At 34.9% G+C, this 19,428-nt stretch carries 22 protein-coding genes and 1 pseudogene; 14 read left to right on the top strand and 9 right to left on the bottom strand.

The features are described from left to right. Positions 1–11 precede the first annotated feature (11 nt). The 3 genes from AAGD95_RS04525 to AAGD95_RS04515 all read left to right on the top strand — a co-directional run bounded on the left by AAGD95_RS04525 (position 12) and on the right by AAGD95_RS04515 (position 2,389). A complete protein-coding gene (locus tag AAGD95_RS04525) occupies positions 12–737 on the top strand; it encodes a lysophospholipid acyltransferase family protein (RefSeq protein ID WP_341818320.1) in 726 nt (241 codons plus the stop codon). A gap of 51 nt (positions 738–788) precedes the next feature. Further along, the gene (rpsT, locus tag AAGD95_RS04520; RefSeq protein ID WP_012673338.1) at positions 789–1,058 is read left to right on the top strand and encodes a 30S ribosomal protein S20; all 270 of its coding nucleotides are present in this window, start codon (positions 789–791) and stop codon (positions 1,056–1,058) included. An 80-nt stretch (positions 1,059–1,138) separates the two neighbouring features. After that, entirely contained in the window at positions 1,139–2,389 is a 1,251-nt protein-coding gene (locus tag AAGD95_RS04515) for a citrate synthase (protein ID WP_341818319.1), read from the top strand. Between the two features lie 257 nt (positions 2,390–2,646). On the opposite strand, the gene AAGD95_RS04510 is transcribed toward AAGD95_RS04515, so the two are convergent. Both AAGD95_RS04510 and AAGD95_RS04505 read right to left on the bottom strand, forming a co-directional pair. Next, positions 2,647–2,778, bottom strand: coding sequence for a hypothetical protein (locus AAGD95_RS04510; protein WP_265015624.1), 132 nt, complete (start codon positions 2,776–2,778; stop codon positions 2,647–2,649). A gap of 114 nt (positions 2,779–2,892) precedes the next feature. Continuing rightward, positions 2,893–3,744 carry an IS982 family transposase gene (locus AAGD95_RS04505; protein WP_410542088.1) on the bottom strand — a complete coding sequence of 284 codons (852 nt, stop codon included), beginning with the start codon at positions 3,742–3,744 and terminating at the stop codon, positions 2,893–2,895. A 116-nt stretch (positions 3,745–3,860) separates the two neighbouring features. On the opposite strand from AAGD95_RS04505, the gene AAGD95_RS04500 reads away from it, so the two are divergent. Continuing rightward, positions 3,861–4,187 (top strand): IS630 transposase-related protein, encoded by a 327-nt coding sequence (locus AAGD95_RS04500; protein WP_341818835.1) that lies wholly within the window; start codon positions 3,861–3,863, stop codon positions 4,185–4,187. Further along, positions 4,090–4,659 carry an IS630 family transposase gene (locus AAGD95_RS04495; RefSeq protein WP_341818318.1) on the top strand — a complete coding sequence of 190 codons (570 nt, stop codon included), beginning with the start codon at positions 4,090–4,092 and terminating at the stop codon, positions 4,657–4,659. Before AAGD95_RS04500 ends, AAGD95_RS04495 begins: the two co-directional genes overlap by 98 nt. A gap of 144 nt (positions 4,660–4,803) precedes the next feature. On the opposite strand, the gene AAGD95_RS04490 is transcribed toward AAGD95_RS04495, so the two are convergent. The 3 genes from AAGD95_RS04490 to AAGD95_RS04480 all read right to left on the bottom strand — a co-directional run bounded on the left by AAGD95_RS04490 (position 4,804) and on the right by AAGD95_RS04480 (position 9,125). After that, positions 4,804–5,655, bottom strand: a complete 852-nt coding sequence (locus AAGD95_RS04490; RefSeq protein ID WP_410542088.1) for an IS982 family transposase — start codon at positions 5,653–5,655, stop codon at positions 4,804–4,806. Between the two features lie 524 nt (positions 5,656–6,179). Beyond that, positions 6,180–7,379 carry a phosphoglycerate kinase gene (locus AAGD95_RS04485; RefSeq protein WP_341818317.1) on the bottom strand — a complete coding sequence of 400 codons (1,200 nt, stop codon included), beginning with the start codon at positions 7,377–7,379 and terminating at the stop codon, positions 6,180–6,182. A gap of 894 nt (positions 7,380–8,273) precedes the next feature. Then, complete coding sequence (locus tag AAGD95_RS04480) at positions 8,274–9,125, bottom strand: IS982 family transposase (protein ID WP_410542096.1); 852 nt, start codon at positions 9,123–9,125, stop codon at positions 8,274–8,276. Positions 9,126–9,228: 103 nt separating this feature from the next. On the opposite strand from AAGD95_RS04480, the pseudogene AAGD95_RS04475 reads away from it, so the two are divergent. The 5 genes and pseudogenes from AAGD95_RS04475 to AAGD95_RS04455 all read left to right on the top strand — a co-directional run. After that, positions 9,229–9,726: pseudogene (locus tag AAGD95_RS04475) on the top strand (IS982 family transposase); the annotation flags it as partial. Between the two features lie 169 nt (positions 9,727–9,895). After that, positions 9,896–11,602 carry an arginine--tRNA ligase gene (argS, locus tag AAGD95_RS04470; RefSeq protein ID WP_341818316.1) on the top strand — a complete coding sequence of 569 codons (1,707 nt, stop codon included), beginning with the start codon at positions 9,896–9,898 and terminating at the stop codon, positions 11,600–11,602. Positions 11,603–11,697: 95 nt separating this feature from the next. Beyond that, positions 11,698–11,922, top strand: a complete 225-nt coding sequence (locus AAGD95_RS04465; RefSeq protein ID WP_174132978.1) for a hypothetical protein — start codon at positions 11,698–11,700, stop codon at positions 11,920–11,922. Then, positions 11,903–12,202: a type II toxin-antitoxin system RelE family toxin gene (locus AAGD95_RS04460; RefSeq protein ID WP_250295924.1), complete on the top strand. Its 300-nt coding sequence runs from the start codon at positions 11,903–11,905 to the stop codon at positions 12,200–12,202. Before AAGD95_RS04465 ends, AAGD95_RS04460 begins: the two co-directional genes overlap by 20 nt. A gap of 236 nt (positions 12,203–12,438) precedes the next feature. Further along, positions 12,439–13,290, top strand: coding sequence for an IS982 family transposase (locus AAGD95_RS04455; RefSeq protein WP_410542091.1), 852 nt, complete (start codon positions 12,439–12,441; stop codon positions 13,288–13,290). A 231-nt stretch (positions 13,291–13,521) separates the two neighbouring features. Here AAGD95_RS04455 and AAGD95_RS04450 read toward each other — a convergent pair whose 3' ends face one another. Genes AAGD95_RS04450 through AAGD95_RS04440 form a run of 3 tightly spaced genes read right to left on the bottom strand, consistent with a single transcriptional unit; the run spans position 13,522 to position 16,247 of the window. Next, positions 13,522–14,637, bottom strand: coding sequence for an FtsW/RodA/SpoVE family cell cycle protein (locus tag AAGD95_RS04450; protein ID WP_341818314.1), 1,116 nt, complete (start codon positions 14,635–14,637; stop codon positions 13,522–13,524). Next, positions 14,634–15,350, bottom strand: coding sequence for a bifunctional demethylmenaquinone methyltransferase/2-methoxy-6-polyprenyl-1,4-benzoquinol methylase UbiE (gene ubiE / locus AAGD95_RS04445; RefSeq protein ID WP_265025511.1), 717 nt, complete (start codon positions 15,348–15,350; stop codon positions 14,634–14,636). Before ubiE ends, AAGD95_RS04450 begins: the two co-directional genes overlap by 4 nt. A gap of 45 nt (positions 15,351–15,395) precedes the next feature. Further along, positions 15,396–16,247 (bottom strand): IS982 family transposase, encoded by an 852-nt coding sequence (locus tag AAGD95_RS04440; protein WP_410542088.1) that lies wholly within the window; start codon positions 16,245–16,247, stop codon positions 15,396–15,398. 202 nt (positions 16,248–16,449) lie between these two features. Here AAGD95_RS04440 and AAGD95_RS04435 point away from each other — a divergent pair, with 202 nt between their 5' ends. After that, positions 16,450–16,581 carry a hypothetical protein gene (locus AAGD95_RS04435; protein ID WP_265015624.1) on the top strand — a complete coding sequence of 44 codons (132 nt, stop codon included), beginning with the start codon at positions 16,450–16,452 and terminating at the stop codon, positions 16,579–16,581. Positions 16,582–16,780: 199 nt separating this feature from the next. Here AAGD95_RS04435 and AAGD95_RS04430 read toward each other — a convergent pair whose 3' ends face one another. Further along, positions 16,781–16,915 carry a hypothetical protein gene (locus AAGD95_RS04430; protein ID WP_341818313.1) on the bottom strand — a complete coding sequence of 45 codons (135 nt, stop codon included), beginning with the start codon at positions 16,913–16,915 and terminating at the stop codon, positions 16,781–16,783. Between the two features lie 15 nt (positions 16,916–16,930). On the opposite strand from AAGD95_RS04430, the gene AAGD95_RS04425 reads away from it, so the two are divergent. The 3 genes from AAGD95_RS04425 (at position 16,931) to gatC (ending at position 19,342) form a co-directional block, all read left to right on the top strand. Beyond that, the gene (locus AAGD95_RS04425) at positions 16,931–17,782 is read left to right on the top strand and encodes an IS982 family transposase (RefSeq protein WP_410542088.1); all 852 of its coding nucleotides are present in this window, start codon (positions 16,931–16,933) and stop codon (positions 17,780–17,782) included. 290 nt (positions 17,783–18,072) lie between these two features. Then, positions 18,073–18,999, top strand: coding sequence for a ribose-phosphate diphosphokinase (locus tag AAGD95_RS04420; RefSeq protein ID WP_341818312.1), 927 nt, complete (start codon positions 18,073–18,075; stop codon positions 18,997–18,999). Beyond that, positions 18,989–19,342: an Asp-tRNA(Asn)/Glu-tRNA(Gln) amidotransferase subunit GatC gene (gene gatC / locus AAGD95_RS04415; RefSeq protein ID WP_265025593.1), complete on the top strand. Its 354-nt coding sequence runs from the start codon at positions 18,989–18,991 to the stop codon at positions 19,340–19,342. The genes AAGD95_RS04420 and gatC overlap by 11 nt, the downstream gene beginning before the upstream one ends. Positions 19,343–19,428 lie beyond the last annotated feature (86 nt).

Here is a 19,428-nt window from a genome sequence, read left to right as displayed (position 1 = left end):
TATGTGAGTTTGTGATTTCAAGTTTATTGTTTAACTTCTTCCTTATATTATGGGAAGTATTCTATACTTTAATTACTCTCCCTGTAATTTTCTTTCCTGAGTGTGTAATAACCATTTTCCTCGTCTGCTCGGTGAGAGTTGTATTGTTCATGCTGCGTTTATTATGTGGCATTAAATATGAAGTGAGGGGAATGGAAAACATTCCTAAGCAACCTTTTATAATTGCATCCAAACACCAATCTCCATTTGAAACATTTATTTTTATACTACTATTTAGAAAAGCGGTTTTTATTTTAAAACGTGAATTGAAATGGATTCCATTCATTGATTTGCACCTCATAGCGCTGAAAATGATTTTTATTAACCGTTCAGATGGTATCAGTTCTATACGTCATATAATCAAACTAGCAAAAATGCGTATAAAAGAAAATAGAAGCATAATAATATTTCCTGAAGGTACAAGAACGACTATAAACCAAAATATAAAATATCAACCAGGTATTGCTGCTTTATATAGCGTATTATCTGTTCCTGTGTTACCGGTTGCTTTAAACACTGGTTTGTTTTGGCCAAAAAGCATACTTTCTCTGAGAAAGAATCCCGGAAAGGCAGTAATAGAAATATTGCCCCCAATATATCCTGGGTTAAACAAAAATGAATTCTTGCAAAGTTTAGAAAAAATTATTGAAGAGAGAAGCGGTAGATTAACCACAGAAAAAACTGATATTGCAAATTAATAAAAAAATTTTATAATTAAAAGAAAAGTACAGTATTTTAGGTATTAATATATGGCAAATCATAAGAGTGCTAAAAAAATGATAAAGGTAATAGCAAAGCGCACTTTAATAAATAAGATGCGGAAAAGTAAAACTCGCACCTCTATTAGAAAATTGGTTGATATAATCAAGTCTGGCGACAAAGAAAATGTTGTTCTGGCATTTCGGAATGCTGAATCTAATTTACACAAGTGTGTAAATAAAGGTGTTATTCATAGGAATACTGCTGCGCGTAAAATAAGTCGCTTAAATGCAAAAGTAAAAGCATTGATGACCGCTTAATACGGTTAATGTAAAGTTAACTGTATTAATATATACTCTTCAGTTTGTATATTCTGTATAAAATTTAAGTAGCTTAAGTGATGGATAAAAAAGTGCTATTAGAACTAAGTAATGGATTAAAAATCGAGCTACCTGTATTAAGTGGAACAATAGGTCCTGACGTGTTAAATATCAAGGATTTATATAAGACGACAGGATTATTCACTTATGATCCGGGGTTTGTTTCTACAGCTTCATGCTCTTCCACAGTTACATTCATTGATGGAGATGAAGGAGTTCTTAAATATAGGGGACATGATATAGCTGATTTGGCAGAGAATAATAGTTTTACTGCTGTGATTTATTTATTGCTCTATGGTGAATTACCCAGTTCAGAGCAACACAAAAAATTTCTTCTCAAAATACAAAAATTATCCAAAGTATCAGAGCAAGTTACAAATGTAATCAAAGCATTTCCAAAAACTGCTCACCCTATGTCGATTTTAATTGCATGTTTTGCAAGTTTGTCAGCATCTTACCATGAAAAGCATGGCAACAATATCAATGGTGAAGATCTAGATTTTGGAATTTCTGCAATAGCACAAGTTCCTGCAATTGTTGCAATGATTTATAGGCATATCAACAATCAGGAATTCATAAATGCTAACAATGAATTAAGTTACAGTGAAAATTTCTTAAAGATGATATTTGGCGATGCTGTTGATAATGATAAAAGCGCCCTTTTTGCAAAAGCTCTAGATAAAATATTTACTCTCCATGCTGATCATGAACAGAATGCTTCTACGGCGGCTGTCAGATTGGTGGGATCGGCTGGTTCTAATCTGTTTGCAAGCCTCTCTGCAGGAGTTGCTACACTTTGGGGACCAGCACATGGTGGAGCTAATGAGGCAGTTATAAATATGCTAAAAGAGATAGAGCAAAGTGGAGATATAGATAAATTCATCGAAAAAGCTAAAGATGATAAAGATCCATTTAAATTGATGGGATTTGGACATCGTGTTTATAAAAATTATGATCCGCGCGCACGCATATTGAAAGACGCTTGCCATGAGGTTCTAAGTAAACTAGAACAAAATAATGAATTGCTCAAAATTGCAAAAAAACTTGAAGAAATAGCTTTAAAGGATGAATATTTTATTGTGCGTAAGTTATATCCAAATGTTGATTTTTACTCAGGTATAATAATGAATGCTATCGATATTCCCTCAAATATGTTCACGCCTATTTTTGCACTTGCAAGAACCACTGGTTGGGTTACTCAGTGGTATGAAATGATAAATGATAAAGAAACTAAGATCTGTAGACCAAGGCAACTCTATTTTGGTAAATAAATTTATTTTCACTTCATTAGACTTCTTGCATAACCCAAACTAAGTAGAAAAAAGGTGTCATCTGAGTAGCTGACACTGGAGTAATGCCCTCCTTTGTCATCCCAGTGCCTTGACTACTTGGATCCAGATTGGGCACTAAGTTGGTAAGCATAAAAGTATTATGTTAAAACACAGCGTTCTTGATGAGATTACGGCAAGGCTGGATTCCAGCGGGCTTTGTTGCATAGCACCTTAAGCAGTGATGGTTTACGACAAATTTATGTAATGATTTCAAATTTAGCCATACCAATATCAGTGAATTTGTTGAGCAAATAGCACTTAATTAGTAATTCTTTTTCACGATTTACTTCAGATTTATTCCTAAAGCTAAATCCAAATACTTGCTTCAACCTTGAGAAAAATCCTTCTATGTAAGATCTCTTTCCATAAATTGCTTTCTTTTTCCACTCTTTTACACCATCTTGTCCATATAATTTTATTAACCTAAAAACGCGAATTCTGGATTAAGGAAGGAAGAAAGTATAGGAAATAGAAGGCTTTTTGGATTTGATGGAATAGGAAATGAGAGTAGAAAAGATATGAACCAAAAAATTAACAGGGGATCTATGGCGAGTGTGTTCAATTTCTAGTCTATTTTTTAGGTAACCAAAAACAGTCTCAATGATAGACCTTTTTCTCAGTAAAATCTTCTCATTTAGCGAAATCAATGCATTTTTCATACCTTTTTTCACCTTGGTAACAAGTTTCAAACCTCGGTCAAACAGCTTCTGAAAAAGCTCTTTTGCAATATAACCTTTGTCACCAAACAAAAGGCCGGTTAATTTTTCCGTCAGATTTGGCACAGGTATCCTATCATCAACATTGCCTTTTGTTAGCGTAAGTGAATGAATTTCACCATTTTCATTGATTACCATATGTAATTTGAAACCAAAAAACCAGCCGTAAGTACTCTTGCTTAATTTTGCAATTCCAGCAAAAACTTTGTTTTTGGATATTCTTTTTGCATGACAAACTGCAATGGGAGTTGTGTCTATATATGAAATTCCAGTGTTTTCTGACTGTCCACAAAGCCAATGCAACAACATTGCTAAATGCCACAAAACCCTAGGCTTTAGAGCAACAAACCTGGTATATGAAGGCAACTTTGGAAACTCTGATTTGTAGAGCAACGTTAGGTAATGTAGATAGAAAGTTTTGAAATTTTTACACGGAGATTGTTGATATAGCAGGATTATTGTCATGATTTCGGAGTGCTCAATTTCCGTTGTTCTTGTGGGTTTTTTACCATTTGGCAGTAGTTTACCTGCAAAATTTTTCTCTATATCTCTGCAAAAATCATCGACCAAACAAAACAGTTTGTTATATCTTCCATGGTTAACCTCATCTGTTTTTTTATAACTGCTGAGTTTACCCTGTTTTCTTGCCTTTTCTATTCTCCTTTAATCCAGAATTCGCGTTATAAGTAAAAGAAATCTTCAAAGTAGGTAGGGCAACTATTTACAGATGGAAAAAAATCAAACAAGATACTGGAGATATAAAATCGAGGACCTGCTATCAAAAAGGTCATAGTCATATAATAAAAGATCAAGAAGAATTCAGGGAATTTCTCGATAAAAATAATGATAAAACTTTACAAGAACTATCGAAGATATGGCGAAAAAAAGTATCTCCAACAACAATACACCGAGCAATAAAAACACTTGGTTACAGCTATAAAAAAAACTTTTTATCATCCGAAAAGGGATACTGGAGCAAGAAAAAAGTTTCAAGAAATAATTGCAGAAATTCCAAGAGATAAGCTTGTATTTATAGATGAATCTGGCATTGAAGACAATGTGTGTGTTGAGTATGGATGGAGTGCAAAAGGCACTCGTTGTTATGGTGAAAAGGCCTATCGGCATAAGAGGAGAATAAGTATGATTGCAGGACTTCATAATAACCAAATTCTTGCACCTTTGATATTTGAAGGAAACTGTGACAAAGCTATTTTTGAAAGCTATGTTGAGCAAATTTTAATTAAGAATTTGCGGGCAGGACAGACTATTGTTTTAGATAATATCAACTTTCATAAAACGCCAAAAGTGAAAACTTTAATAGAGTCAGTAGGATGTAAAGTTTTATATTTACCAACCTACTCACCTGATCTCAACCCTATTGAGCACTATTGGTTTAAAATTAAGCACAATATTCGAAAAATATCTCACATGTTTGCTGATTTTTTCAATGCCGTTTACTTTATCCTTAAAAATGTCTCTACCTTTGTGGATTAAGCTATACAAGTGAAGAGGGGCTAATTAGTGAATTTTGTGAGAAGATAAAAGGTATAACAGCACAAAATAAACAAGAACCTGAAGAAAATATTCTAGAAAGTATTGAGAAAATAGTAAATGAGTACTTATAACGCGAATTCTGGATTAAGGAAGGAAGAAAGTATAGGAAATAGAAGGCTTTTTGGATTTGATGGAATAGGAAATGAGAGTAGAAAAGATATGAACCAAAAAATTAACAGGGGATCTATGGCGAGTGTGTTCAATTTCTAGTCTATTTTTTAGGTAACCAAAAACAGTCTCAATGATAGACCTTTTTCTCAGTAAAATCTTCTCATTTAGCGAAATCAATGCATTTTTCATACCTTTTTTCACCTTGGTAACAAGTTTCAAACCTCGGTCAAACAGCTTCTGAAAAAGCTCTTTTGCAATATAACCTTTGTCACCAAACAAAAGGCCGGTTAATTTTTCCGTCAGATTTGGCACAGGTATCCTATCATCAACATTGCCTTTTGTTAGCGTAAGTGAATGAATTTCACCATTTTCATTGATTACCATATGTAATTTGAAACCAAAAAACCAGCCGTAAGTACTCTTGCTTAATTTTGCAATTCCAGCAAAAACTTTGTTTTTGGATATTCTTTTTGCATGACAAACTGCAATGGGAGTTGTGTCTATATATGAAATTCCAGTGTTTTCTGACTGTCCACAAAGCCAATGCAACAACATTGCTAAATGCCACAAAACCCTAGGCTTTAGAGCAACAAACCTGGTATATGAAGGCAACTTTGGAAACTCTGATTTGTAGAGCAACGTTAGGTAATGTAGATAGAAAGTTTTGAAATTTTTACACGGAGATTGTTGATATAGCAGGATTATTGTCATGATTTCGGAGTGCTCAATTTCCGTTGTTCTTGTGGGTTTTTTACCATTTGGCAGTAGTTTACCTGCAAAATTTTTCTCTATATCTCTGCAAAAATCATCGACCAAACAAAACAGTTTGTTATATCTTCCATGGTTAACCTCATCTGTTTTTTTATAACTGCTGAGTTTACCCTGTTTTCTTGCCTTTTCTATTCTCCTTTAATCCAGAATTCGCGTTATTTGTAAACCAAATGTTAGCCAGTTCATCTTTAAATAACTCCAAATCCGCATCTGGCGTAATCACTTGATGATCAAGCTCATCATATATTCCTTTCACTACTTCTTGATGCTGCGGACAACTAAGTAAAATTTTGAAATCTTCTTTATCTGGATGTGCTCCTCAATCTCCACAAACTTTCAACACTCCTCTATCGAAGTCAGTTAATTCTGGAAACGGTGGCTGGTTGTGAACTGAAAAATGGTTCAAAATTGACCTTAACATTTTCTTCTACATAGCCGGTGTGAAAATAATGATCCTTAATATAAAAAATAAATCCTATTATTGGTATTATTAAACACAAAATTAGTTTAACTGTCTTCGACATAATCACGTTCACAAAAAAGCTAGCTTATAAGAAACAATTTAAAAAAGTTTTAATCTAATGTTGAGTGCATTTTTGCAGAGCAGCAACTCCCGGCATTTCATCGCCACCCAGCCAACTTAAAAACGCTCCTCCACCAGTGGAAACACATGTAAAATCCTTATCGGTAAGGCCTGCAGCGCTTATTGCAGATAGACTATCGCCTCCCCCTATTATGCTGGTTAACTTTCCTTTGTGCGTTAAATCACTTACGACTTTCATTACCCCTATTGTACCACTTGCAAAAGCTGAATGTTCAAAAACACCAATAGGTCCATTCCACAGCAGAGTCTTACTGCTTGCTATTATACTGCTTATTGTACTCAAAGTTTGTGGTCCGATATCCAAAATTATATCACCGTCCAAAATGGACTCAGTTTTTCTTGAAATACTAGTGCTGTAATCAGAGTTTACTGCAACCAGAACGTCTTCTGGCACAACTATTTTGCAATTGTTTTTATTTGCTGTTTCAACAATATTATGTAGAAGGTCGTCAACACCATTTTGAAAGAAAGATTTCCCTATATTTACTTTGCTAAATGACAAAAAATTATTGGCTATTGCACCACCTAGAACTAGGTAATCAACCTTTTCTGTTAGCTTTATAAGCATTTTTATCTTAGTTGACATTTTGGCTCCCCCAACTATCGCAGTAATAGGTTTAGCTTTAAACGATACAGCTTTTCCAAGATACTTTAGCTCATCTTGTAAGCAAAATCCTGCATAGGAGGGTAAAAATTCTGTAATGCGTGAAATAGAAGCGTGAGCTCTGTGAGAGCAAGAAAATGCATCATTGACATATATATCCGCTAGAGATGCTAGTTGTTTGGCAAAATTTGAGTCACTTTGCTCTTCCTCTTTATAAAATCTTAGATTCTCTAGTAATATTATATCTCTTGCATCCATAGCACTCACTGCTTTCTGCACTTTTTCACCAACGCAATCATCAATGAATTTCACTTTTTTATTTAGTAACTGCGATAAAGTGTCAATTACATTTTTTAGCGACAGATTATTGTCTCTGGCCTTTGGGCGTCCGAAATGCGATATAATAATAATCTTTGCACTCGCATTTACTAAATACTGAATAGTAGGCAATGCTCTCAAAATACGAGTGACGTCACGAATTTCTCCATCTTTTATAGGAACATTGAAATCAACTCTGAGTAAGACGGTTTTATTGTGAAGATCACAATTTCCTATACTAGGTATGTTCATTACAAAATTGAAGCTATAAAGTCACTATACAGCAGTTTGATCTAAAGTAAAGTTTTGAGTTATACGAACGTTTAAGGAAATTTGCATCCAGATGGTGTCATCCTAGTACCTTCTCCTGTCATCCGAGTAGCTGACTACTTGGATCCAGATTGGATACTGAGTTGGTAAGTATAAAAGTATGGCTAACGCTGACTAAGTTTCCCTACGTCATACCGCGATTCATTCGCGGTATCTTAGCATAGATCCCGCTAACACGTAGCGGGATGACGGTTGTCAGGGTGTCATCCAAGTAGCCTCTTTCTTGTCATCCCAGTGCCCAGACACTGGGATGGCTTTGTTGCATAGCAACCGAAAAATCTGGTGGCTACTGACTAAATTCATTATAAAATAGCGATTTAAGGATAAATATGCCACAAAAAATGAGAGTCAGTAACCATAGCGAATATAACAAATTTCTAGAAAAAAGAGGAAATATTTTTCGTCACATCGATAAAGCTATCGAAAATTGGTATGAAATTGGGCCAAAATGCAGGGTGGCAACAATATTTACAGCAATAAAGTGGTGATTTTGATACATATAATAACCCATCTATTCAGAATAGGTTTGAGTGGGATTTTTAGAAGGATACATTGAACAAATAGGAAAAAATTTAGGTTATTAGCTATTCACAAGCATCAAAAGAAACTTGATATTAAGATCAATGATTGCAGAAAATAACATGGAAGATATCGAAATTGCTATAGACAGTACAGGAATTAGTATATACAACAACACACAGCAAAGAAAATAGCAAAGATAGAGAGTATCGCGGCTATAAACAAGTAAGAAAATTGCACATAATGTTGGGCAAACAAGTCATAGCTACAAAATACAGTAATGACGCGAATTCTGGATTAAGGAAGGAAGAAAGTATAGGAAATAGAAGGCTTTTTGGATTTGATGGAATAGGAAATGAGAGTAGAAAAGATATGAACCAAAAAATTAACAGGGGATCTATGGCGAGTGTGTTCAATTTCTAGTCTATTTTTTAGGTAACCAAAAACAGTCTCAATGATAGACCTTTTTCTCAGTAAAATCTTCTCATTTAGCGAAATCAATGCATTTTTCATACCTTTTTTCACCTTGGTAACAAGTTTCAAACCTTGGTCAAACAGCTTCTGAAAAAGCTCTTTTGCAATATAACCTTTGTCACCAAACAAAAGGCCGGTTAATTTTTCCGTCAGATTTGGCACAGGTATCCTATCATCAACATTGCCTTTTGTTAGCGTAAGTGAATGAATTTCACCATTTTCATTGATTACCATATGTAATTTGAAACCAAAAAACCAGCCGTAAGTACTCTTGCTTAATTTTGCAATTCCAGCAAAAACTTTGTTTTTGGATATTCTTTTTGCATGACAAACTGCAATGGGAGTTGTGTCTATATATGAAATTCCAGTGTTTTCTGACTGTCCACAAAGCCAATGCAACAACATTGCTAAATGCCACAAAACCCTAGGCTTTAGAGCAACAAACCTGGTATATGAAGGCAACTTTGGAAACTCTGATTTGTAGAGCAACGTTAGGTAATGTAGATAGAAAGTTTTGAAATTTTTACACGGAGATTGTTGATATAGCAGGATTATTGTCATGATTTCGGAGTGCTCAATTTCCGTTGTTCTTGTGGGTTTTTTGCCATTTGGCAGTAGTTTACCTGCAAAATTTTTCTCTATATCTCTGCAAAAATCATCGACCAAACAAAACAGTTTGTTATATCTTCCATGGTTAACCTCATCTGTTTTTTTATAACTGCTGAGTTTACCCTGTTTTCTTGCCTTTTCTATTCTCCTTTAATCCAGAATTCGCGTAAAAAGAATATCCAAAAACAAAGTTTTTGCTGGAATTGCAAAATTAAGCAAGAGTACTTACGGCTGGTTTTTTGGTTTCAAATTACATATGGTAATCAATGAAAATGGTGAAATTCATTCACTTACGCTAACAAAAGGCAATGTTGATGATAGGATACCTGTGCCAAATCTGACGGAAAAATTAACCGGCCTTTTGTTTGGTGACAAAGGTTATATTGCAAAAGAGCTTTTTCAGAAGCTGTTTGACCGAGGTTTGAAACTTGTTACCAAGGTGAAAAAAGGTATGAAAAATGCATTGATTTCGCTAAATGAGAAGATTTTACTGAGAAAAAGGTCTATCATTGAGACTGTTTTTGGTTACCTAAAAAATAGACTAGAAATTGAACACACTCGCCATAGATCCCCTGTTAATTTTTTGGTTCATATCTTTTCTACTCTCATTTCCTATTCCATCAAATCCAAAAAGCCTTCTATTTCCTATACTTTCTTCCTTCCTTAATCCAGAATTCGCGTTAGCAATAACGACTTAATATAAACCATAACTTTTCTGGGTCTTTCGACCCAGAAAAGGTCGCCTTACACCAAACAAAGAATAGAGATAAGATAAACCTTCAACTAGCCCCACTTATTCGCTATATTGTTGGAGGTTTTCATAGTTTTTCTAGTCGATGAACATTTTTAAACAGGTTTCCTCTCTAATTTCCAGCAAATTAAATGAGTTGAAGCAAAGGGGTGTTATAAGCACGAATGCAACAAACTTTATCGTAGAGCCTCCAAGCAATAGAGCGCATGGAGATATTTACACAAACGTTGCTATGGTGCTCGCAAAGCATGAAAAGAAGAATCCAGTTGAGATTGCAGAGGTTTTAGCTAAAGAGTTTGAACTTTTTGATGAAGTTGCAAAAGTGGAAATAGCAGGCCCTGGTTTCATCAACATGCACTTAAAAATAGAAGTGTGGCATGGAATTTTAAAACAAATAAATGAGCTAAAAACAGAGTTTGGTACCCTAGATATAGGGAACAAGCAGGCCATCAATGTTGAGTTTGTATCTGCAAATCCAACTGGTCCACTGCATATTGGTCATGCAAGAGGGGCAGTATTTGGTGACGTTCTGGCAAATTTATTGAAAAAAGTTGGTTATAAAGTTACTAAGGAATACTATATTAACGATGCTGGAGCGCAGATAGATACACTAATAAAGTCAGTATATTTGCGGTATAAGGAAGCTCTGGGAGAAGAAATTAGCATTGAAAAAGGTTTATACCCAGGTGAATATTTAAAACCGATAGGGGAGGAGCTGGCTAAAAAATATGGCAAAGAGCTTCTAAAAAAGCAAGATAATCAGATAATTAGAGACTATACTTTAAGTTCTATCTTAGAACTAATAAAGGAAGACATGAACTTACTTGGAGTAAGTCATGATGTTTTTACTTCAGAGTATGAGCTACAAAAAAGTGGCAAAATTGAAGAGAGTATAAAGATATTGTCTGACAAGGGTCTAGTGTATGAAGGGTACTTGGAGAAACCAAAAGGCAAAGAAAGCGAAAATTGGACTTCCAGAAAAGAAATGTTATTTCGCTCTACAAAATTTGGCGATGATGTTGACCGTGCACTGAAAAAAGAGGACGGCAGTTGGACTTATTTTGCCTCGGATATCGCTTACCATTTTGATAAGATATCACGTGGTTTTAACAATATGATCTTAGAGGTTGGTAGTGATCATAGTGGTTATATCAAAAGGCTCAAAGCAGTCGTCTCTGCGCTAAGTGATGATCAAGCGAAAATAGAGGTAAAACTGCATAATATTGTGAATTTTTTTGAGAATGGCAAACCTGTTAAAATGTCCAAAAGATCAGGAAACTTCCTCACAGCAAGAGATGTAGTGGAAGAAGTTGGCAGGGACATAACTCGTTTTATAATGCTAACACGCAAGAATGATATGGTCTTGGACTTTGATTTTGCTAAAGTTAAAGAACAGTCAAAAGACAATCCTATTTTTTACGTGCAATATGCGCATGCTCGTGCTCATTCGTTAATGCGTAATGCTCCAAAAGAGCCCCCAACAGCAGATCCTTCACTTTTAAAGACCGATGGGGAGCTCTTCCTCATAAAAACCTTAGCAAAGTGGCCAGATGTGGTAAAAATTGCAGCAAGGCTTTATGAGCCACACAGAATTACTTTCTACTTACTTGAAGTTGCAGAAGCGTTTCACGTTTTATGGGGGTATGGCAAGAGTGATCTAAACATGCGGTTCATACTGGAAGACAACTTAAACCTCACCGCTGCAAGAATGTTTCTCGTACAAGCCTTAGCGCACGTCATCGCTTCTGGACTTTCCATCTTTAATATAGAACCTTTGGAAGAGATGAGTTGACTTTTTTTGTGCAAGATTGTTTTTTCAACGAATAAAGGAGTTGACAAAATTAAGTAAAAATGTTATAGTTTATAGTAGTATTTTTTGGTTAATATATGGCTCACAGTCAAAAAAAGCTCAATGTTAATGTAAGTTTTGACAGTAAATTGGCTCAGTATCTTACAGAAATGGCAGAGATTCAAAATAAAACTATCCCTGAAGTTTTAGTAGATTTAGTGGAAGAAGAGTTCGAAGAAGATGTAGAGCTATCCGAAATAGCTGACGATCGCCTCTCTGAAGGTGAAGAAGAAGTAGAGGATGATGAAAACATCTGGAAATAAAACTTACACTATAAAATTCTTAAAAAATGTTATTGAAAAAGAAATTCCAGCTCTTCCGGCAAAGATTAAATTAATGGTTCAGGAGGCCATAAAGAAACGCCTTACAGTTGATCCTTTTAATCTAGGAAAGCCTTTATGTCATAGCTTTAGAGGGCAATATAGGATAAGGGTTAGCAACTACCGTATAATTTACATTATAAATCATTCAGAACGTAAAGTACTTATTACTGCAGTGGGGCATAGAAAAAACATTTACAAACACAGAAGATTACACAATTAAAAATATAAGAAAGACCTCACCGCTGCAACTCGTACAAGCCTTAGCGCACGTCATTGCTTCTGGACTTTCCATCTTTAATATAGAGCCTTTGGAAGAGATGAGTTGACTTTTTTACTTTATGTGTAATAGTTAAAACGCGAATTCTGGATTAAAGGAGAATAGAAAAGGCAAGAAAACAGGGTAAACTCAGCAGTTATAAAAAAACAGATGAGGTTAACCATGGAAGATATAACAAACTGTTTTGTTTGGTCGATGATTTTTGCAGAGATATAGAGAAAAATTTTGCAGGTAAACTACTGCCAAATGGTAAAAAACCCACAAGAACAACGGAAATTGAGTACTCCGAAATCATGACAATAATCCTGCTATATCAACAATCTCCGTGTAAAAATTTCAAAACTTTCTATCTACATTACCTAACGTTGCTCTACAAATCAGAGTTTCCAAAGTTGCCTTCATATACCAGGTTTGTTGCTCTAAAGCCTAGGGTTTTGTGGCATTTAGCAATGTTGTTGCATTGGCTTTGTGGACAGTCAGAAAACACTGGAATTTCATATATAGACACAACTCCCATTGCAGTTTGTCATGCAAAAAGAATATCCAAAAACAAAGTTTTTGCTGGAATTGCAAAATTAAGCAAGAGTACTTACGGCTGGTTTTTTGGTTTCAAATTACATATGGTAATCAATGAAAATGGTGAAATTCATTCACTTACGCTAACAAAAGGCAATGTTGATGATAGGATACCTGTGCCAAATCTGACGGAAAAATTAACCGGCCTTTTGTTTGGTGACAAAGGTTATATTGCAAAAGAGCTTTTTCAGAAGCTGTTTGACCGAGGTTTGAAACTTGTTACCAAGGTGAAAAAAGGTATGAAAAATGCATTGATTTCGCTAAATGAGAAGATTTTACTGAGAAAAAGGTCTATCATTGAGACTGTTTTTGGTTACCTAAAAAATAGACTAGAAATTGAACACACTCGCCATAGATCCCCTGTTAATTTTTTGGTTCATATCTTTTCTACTCTCATTTCCTATTCCATCAAATCCAAAAAGCCTTCTATTTCCTATACTTTCTTCCTTCCTTAATCCAGAATTCGCGTTACTAATTAAGTGCTATTTGCTCAACAAATTCACTGATATTGGTATGGCTAAATTTGAAATTATTACATAAATTTGTCGTAAACCATCACTGCTTAAGGTGCTATGCAACAAAGCCATTCCAGTGTCAGCTACTTGCATGACATCATAGGGGCACTGGGATGACATCATTCTTGACCCCTATATCGCAACGTTCGTACAGTTGTGAGCGGTACAAGTTTAGTCCATATACCTTCCAAGCATAACACGCTCACGAAACTTTAATGCAATAGCTTGATTTCTACTGAAAGACAGCATTATGCCAAGTGCAATGCTCGAAGATAAAAGAGAAGAGCCACCATAACTAAGTAGTGGCAGGGTTATGCCGGTGGTGGGAAAAACACTCAATGTTACCCCTATGTTTATTATGAATTGTGTGATGAATTGAATTGAGATACCAAGAATCACCAACAGATTAAGTAGTTCATTTTCCCTATATGCAACGTAAAGCAAGCGGGCGGAAATGATGCCAAATAACATCAATGTGGCTAAGCACGTAATCAAACCAAATTCTTCTGCTAAAACAGAAAACACAAAATCTGTATGACAATCAGGAAGAGAGGTTTTTACGCTACCTTCACCAGGTCCAACTCCAGTTAATTGACCTCTTTTGAATGCTTCTAATGATTTTGTGACTTGAAAGTTATCGCGCTGCGTAAAAAAGACAAAATTGTAAATCCTTTGCTTTATATGTGGGAGGCATAAGTAAGCTATTGTAGTTCCAGTTGTGGCCATTCCTATTATGCATAGAAAGTATAAAAGTGGTATACATGCAATAAACATTTGACCAATAAAAGAATATGTTAAAAGCATGGACATACTGAAATCAGGTTGCAAAAGTAACAACACAAAAACTAACAGAAATATTATGATTGATATGTGCATTTTAAACTTCATTCCGCTGGCTAAGATACTAGCTATGACAACAGAAAAAAATGGCCTTACGAACTCAGATGGTTGAACTGAAATTTTGACAATATGTAACCATCGTTTCGCACCTTTTACCTCTATACCAAGTATTATCGCAGCTGCCACTAGAATAGTAAATAAAATGAAACCTGCGAATGAGAGGTTAAGTATAGTTCTTGTGTTGAGAAAAGAAAATGTTACTAAGGTAATCAGTGATAGAACTATATAAATTGTATGGCGCCGTATAAAATAATCCTGTGGTAGAGAAAGACGCTGCGCAATTACAGGGCTCGCTGAATAAACAAGAATGAAACTTATAGTGAGCAAAAAAAACACTGGAAGGATAAGATAATAATCTAGGGTTCTATACCAGAGTTTAATATTCATTTTGTTCCAATGTGTAATGCCACTATTCCATAGCTCATATTATGAAACTCAACATTCTTAAAGCCTACCTCTTCAATTTCCATTTTAAAATCAGCCTGAGTTGGAAATTCTCTGATGCTCTTCACTAAATATTCATAAGAACTCTCGTCTTGAGCAACTATGCTGCCAATTTTAGGAATTACTTTAAATGAATATAAGTCATAAAGTTTGGTAAATATCTCATTTTGATAGTGCATAGGGGCAAATTCTAAGCAGATAAATTTTCCATGTGGTTTTAATACCCTGTGCGCCTCATTTAAAGCCTTCTTGCGGTCAGAAACATTTCGAATGCCAAAAGCTATTGTGCAATAATCAAATTCGGAGTCTTCAAATGGTAAACTTTCTGCGTTCGCACATACCCAATCAAAATTAATTTGGTTTGAATTTATAGCTTTATCACGTCCTCTGCTTAGCATATTCTGATTTATATCGCATACTGTAACCTTAGCACTTGGCTCTTTTCTTACTATTCTTATTGCTATATCTCCAGTTCCTCCAGCAACATCTAAAACCTTAGAGTTTTTTGTAAAATGCACACTATTTACCATTTTATCTTTCCATAATCTGTGCATTCCAAGGCTCATTATATCATTCATGGTGTCGTAGCGACTTGCCACGGAATCGAATACCTCTTTAACTAATTGTGATTTCTTCTCGATTTTTATAGTAGACATTACGTAAAGTCGCTCAACTCCTTTATAATTAACGCGAATTCTGGATTAAGGAAGGAAGAAAGTATAGGAAATAGAAGGCTTTTTGGATTTGATGGAATAGGAAATGAGAGTAGAAAAGATATGAACCAAAAAATTAACAGGGGATCTATGGCGAGTGTGTTCAATTTCTAGTCTATTTTTTAGGTAACCAAAAACAGTCTCAATGATAGACCTTTTTCTCAGTAAAATCTTCTCATTTAGCGAAATCAATGCATTTTTCATACCTTTTTTCACCTTGGTAACAAGTTTCAAACCTCGGTCAAACAGCTTCTGAAAAAGCTCTTTTGCAATATAACCTTTGTCACCAAACAAAAGGCCGGTTAATTTTTCCGTCAGATTTGGCACAGGTATCCTATCATCAACATTGCCTTTTGTTAGCGTAAGTGAATGAATTTCACCATTTTCATTGATTACCATATGTAATTTGAAACCAAAAAACCAGCCGTAAGTACTCTTGCTTAATTTTGCAATTCCAGCAAAAACTTTGTTTTTGGATATTCTTTTTGCATGACAAACTGCAATGGGAGTTGTGTCTATATATGAAATTCCAGTGTTTTCTGACTGTCCACAAAGCCAATGCAACAACATTGCTAAATGCCACAAAACCCTAGGCTTTAGAGCAACAAACCTGGTATATGAAGGCAACTTTGGAAACTCTGATTTGTAGAGCAACGTTAGGTAATGTAGATAGAAAGTTTTGAAATTTTTACACGGAGATTGTTGATATAGCAGGATTATTGTCATGATTTCGGAGTGCTCAATTTCCGTTGTTCTTGTGGGTTTTTTACCATTTGGCAGTAGTTTACCTGCAAAATTTTTCTCTATATCTCTGCAAAAATCATCGACCAAACAAAACAGTTTGTTATATCTTCCATGGTTAACCTCATCTGTTTTTTTATAACTGCTGAGTTTACCCTGTTTTCTTGCCTTTTCTATTCTCCTTTAATCCAGAATTCGCGTTATTAGGTTAATAAAATTATATGGACAAGATGGTGTAAAAGAGTGGAAAAAGAAAGCAATTTATGGAAAGAGATCTTACATAGAAGGATTTTTCTCAAGGTTGAAGCAAGTATTTGGATTTAGCTTTAGGAATAAATCTGAAGTAAATCGTGAAAAAGAATTACTAATTAAGTGCTATTTGCTCAACAAATTCACTGATATTGGTATGGCTAAATTTGAAATCATTACATAAATTTGTCGTAAACCATCACTGCTTAAGGTCCTATGCAACAAAGCCGTCTGGAATCCAGTCTTTATTATACAGCCACTTGGTTAGAATTAAGTCTTCTGGATCCCAGTGGGCTTTGTTGCATCGCTACTTATGAAACGCGAATTCTGGATTAAAGGAGAATAGAAAAGGCAAGAAAACAGGGTAAACTCATTGGTTAGAATTAAGTCTTCTGGATCCCAGTGGGCTTTGTTGCATCGCTACTTATGAAACGCGAATTCTGGATTAAAGGAGAATAGAAAAGGCAAGAAAACAGGGTAAACTCAGCAGTTATAAAAAAACAGATGAGGTTAACCATGGAAGATATAACAAACTGTTTTGTTTGGTCGATGATTTTTGCAGAGATATAGAGAAAAATTTTGCAGGTAAACTACTGCCAAATGGTAAAAAACCCACAAGAACAACGGAAATTGAGCACTCCGAAATCATGACAATAATCCTGCTATATCAACAATCTCCGTGTAAAAATTTCAAAACTTTCTATCTACATTACCTAACGTTGCTCTACAAATCAGAGTTTCCAAAGTTGCCTTCATATACCAGGTTTGTTGCTCTAAAGCCTAGGGTTTTGTGGCATTTAGCAATGTTGTTGCATTGGCTTTGTGGACAGTCAGAAAACACTGGAATTTCATATATAGACACAACTCCCATTGCAGTTTGTCATGCAAAAAGAATATCCAAAAACAAAGTTTTTGCTGGAATTGCAAAATTAAGCAAGAGTACTTACGGCTGGTTTTTTGGTTTCAAATTACATATGGTAATCAATGAAAATGGTGAAATTCATTCACTTACGCTAACAAAAGGCAATGTTGATGATAGGATACCTGTGCCAAATCTGACGGAAAAATTAACCGGCCTTTTGTTTGGTGACAAAGGTTATATTGCAAAAGAGCTTTTTCAGAAGCTGTTTGACCGAGGTTTGAAACTTGTTACCAAGGTGAAAAAAGGTATGAAAAATGCATTGATTTCGCTAAATGAGAAGATTTTACTGAGAAAAAGGTCTATCATTGAGACTGTTTTTGGTTACCTAAAAAATAGACTAGAAATTGAACACACTCGCCATAGATCCCCTGTTAATTTTTTGGTTCATATCTTTTCTACTCTCATTTCCTATTCCATCAAATCCAAAAAGCCTTCTATTTCCTATACTTTCTTCCTTCCTTAATCCAGAATTCGCGTTAGAAGAATGTATGAGTAATTTATCCTATGTTGAACTGAAGAATCAAAACGAAGTGGTAAGGTAAATTATATTTCATTAAAGTCATTTATCTTGAAACATAAGCAGGATTTTGTGTAATTGTTTCAATTTAGACCTATTTATTGAAATAATGCGTGAAAATGACAGGTCATTGTACAAGAGGTACCTAATTCGCCGACAAGAATGCTAGATAAAGAAACTTACATTTCAATTATTTCATAATTTCTGTATAATCTTAAAAACTCAATTAGTGCGTTATGAAGATAATAATAGGTAATGCTAGTAAGGAATTAGGGGAATCAGTAGTTAACCGGCTAGATGTTCAACCATCCTCTGCTTGGATATCAAAGTTTACCGATGGCGAGGTAAATGTAGAAGTAGCAAATGATCTATATAATCAAGAAGTATATATAGTACAATCTCTTTCTCCCCCTGTGAATGATAACCTTATGGAGCTTCTGCTTATAATTGATGCAGTAAATAGATTAGGAGCCAAAAGAATAGTAGTAATTATTCCTTATTATGGATATAGCAGGCAAGATAGAGTTATCAAGAACAATAATATGCAATCTGCTTTAAGTGCCAAATTAGTTGCAAATCTTATTCAAACTGCAGGTGCAAGTAGTGTTGCAGTTATTGATTTGCACTCAAGTCAAATTGAAGGATTCTTTGATGTACCGATAACTAATTTGAACTGCTTTGAAGCATTTGTTGACTGTATATACACGAAAAATTTGGCAATTGTTGCACCTGATGTTGGAGCAATTGGCAGAGCACGTGCTTTTGCAAAGACTTTAGAGGAAAAGTGCAAGATAGGGTTAAGTGATAAGATTATTGTAGTAGATAAACATAGGGAGAAAGCAGGCACATCTCAAGTAATGAACATAATAGGAGAAGTTGCGAATAAAAATTGTGTCATTGTTGATGATATAGTTGACTCTGGTGGAACATTGTGTAATGCAGCTCTTGCTTTAAAAGCCCGTGGAGCAAAGTCCGTAATTTCATACATCACACATGGCGTGCTTTCAGGAAGTGCAGTTGAGAGAATTTCCTCCTCTTCTCTAGATAAATTAGTGATTACGGATACCATACTTCACAAACTTGAAAAAACTGGTAAAATAGAAGTTGTTTCGGTCGTAAATATTTTAACTCACTTCATCCAAGGAGGTAAAGATGCCAACTAGATCAACAGAAGATGTTATTACTTCACTAATAGAATTTGCAAATAAGAGAAAAATAACAATTACCAAAGAAGAAATGCTTAAAATTGCACAGCTTGTAAGGATTAAGTTATCAAATGATGAGATTGATCACTACTCCAAAGAACTGACAATGCTGGATTGGATACATGATACTTTATTGCAAGTTAATACTGAAGGTGTTTCTCCTATGCATTATGGCAGTATAGACAAGGACATTCATGTACGCGATGATGTTATAAATTCTCAAAACATTAAAGAAGAGATATTGTCCAATACAAAACCTGAGCATGGGTATTTCGTAGTGCCAAAGGTTATAAACGATTAAGGTATAGCTAACCCAAGAAAGGTTTCCCTACGTCATACCGCAATTCATTCGCGGTATAGATTCCGCTAACGAGTAGCGGAATGACG

This window comes from Wolbachia endosymbiont (group B) of Ennomos erosarius (genome assembly GCF_964026905.1).
GTDB lineage: Bacteria > Pseudomonadota > Alphaproteobacteria > Rickettsiales > Anaplasmataceae > Wolbachia.
Note: the sequence above shows the minus strand (reverse complement) of the source record. Positions and strands in the feature narration are given on the sequence as shown.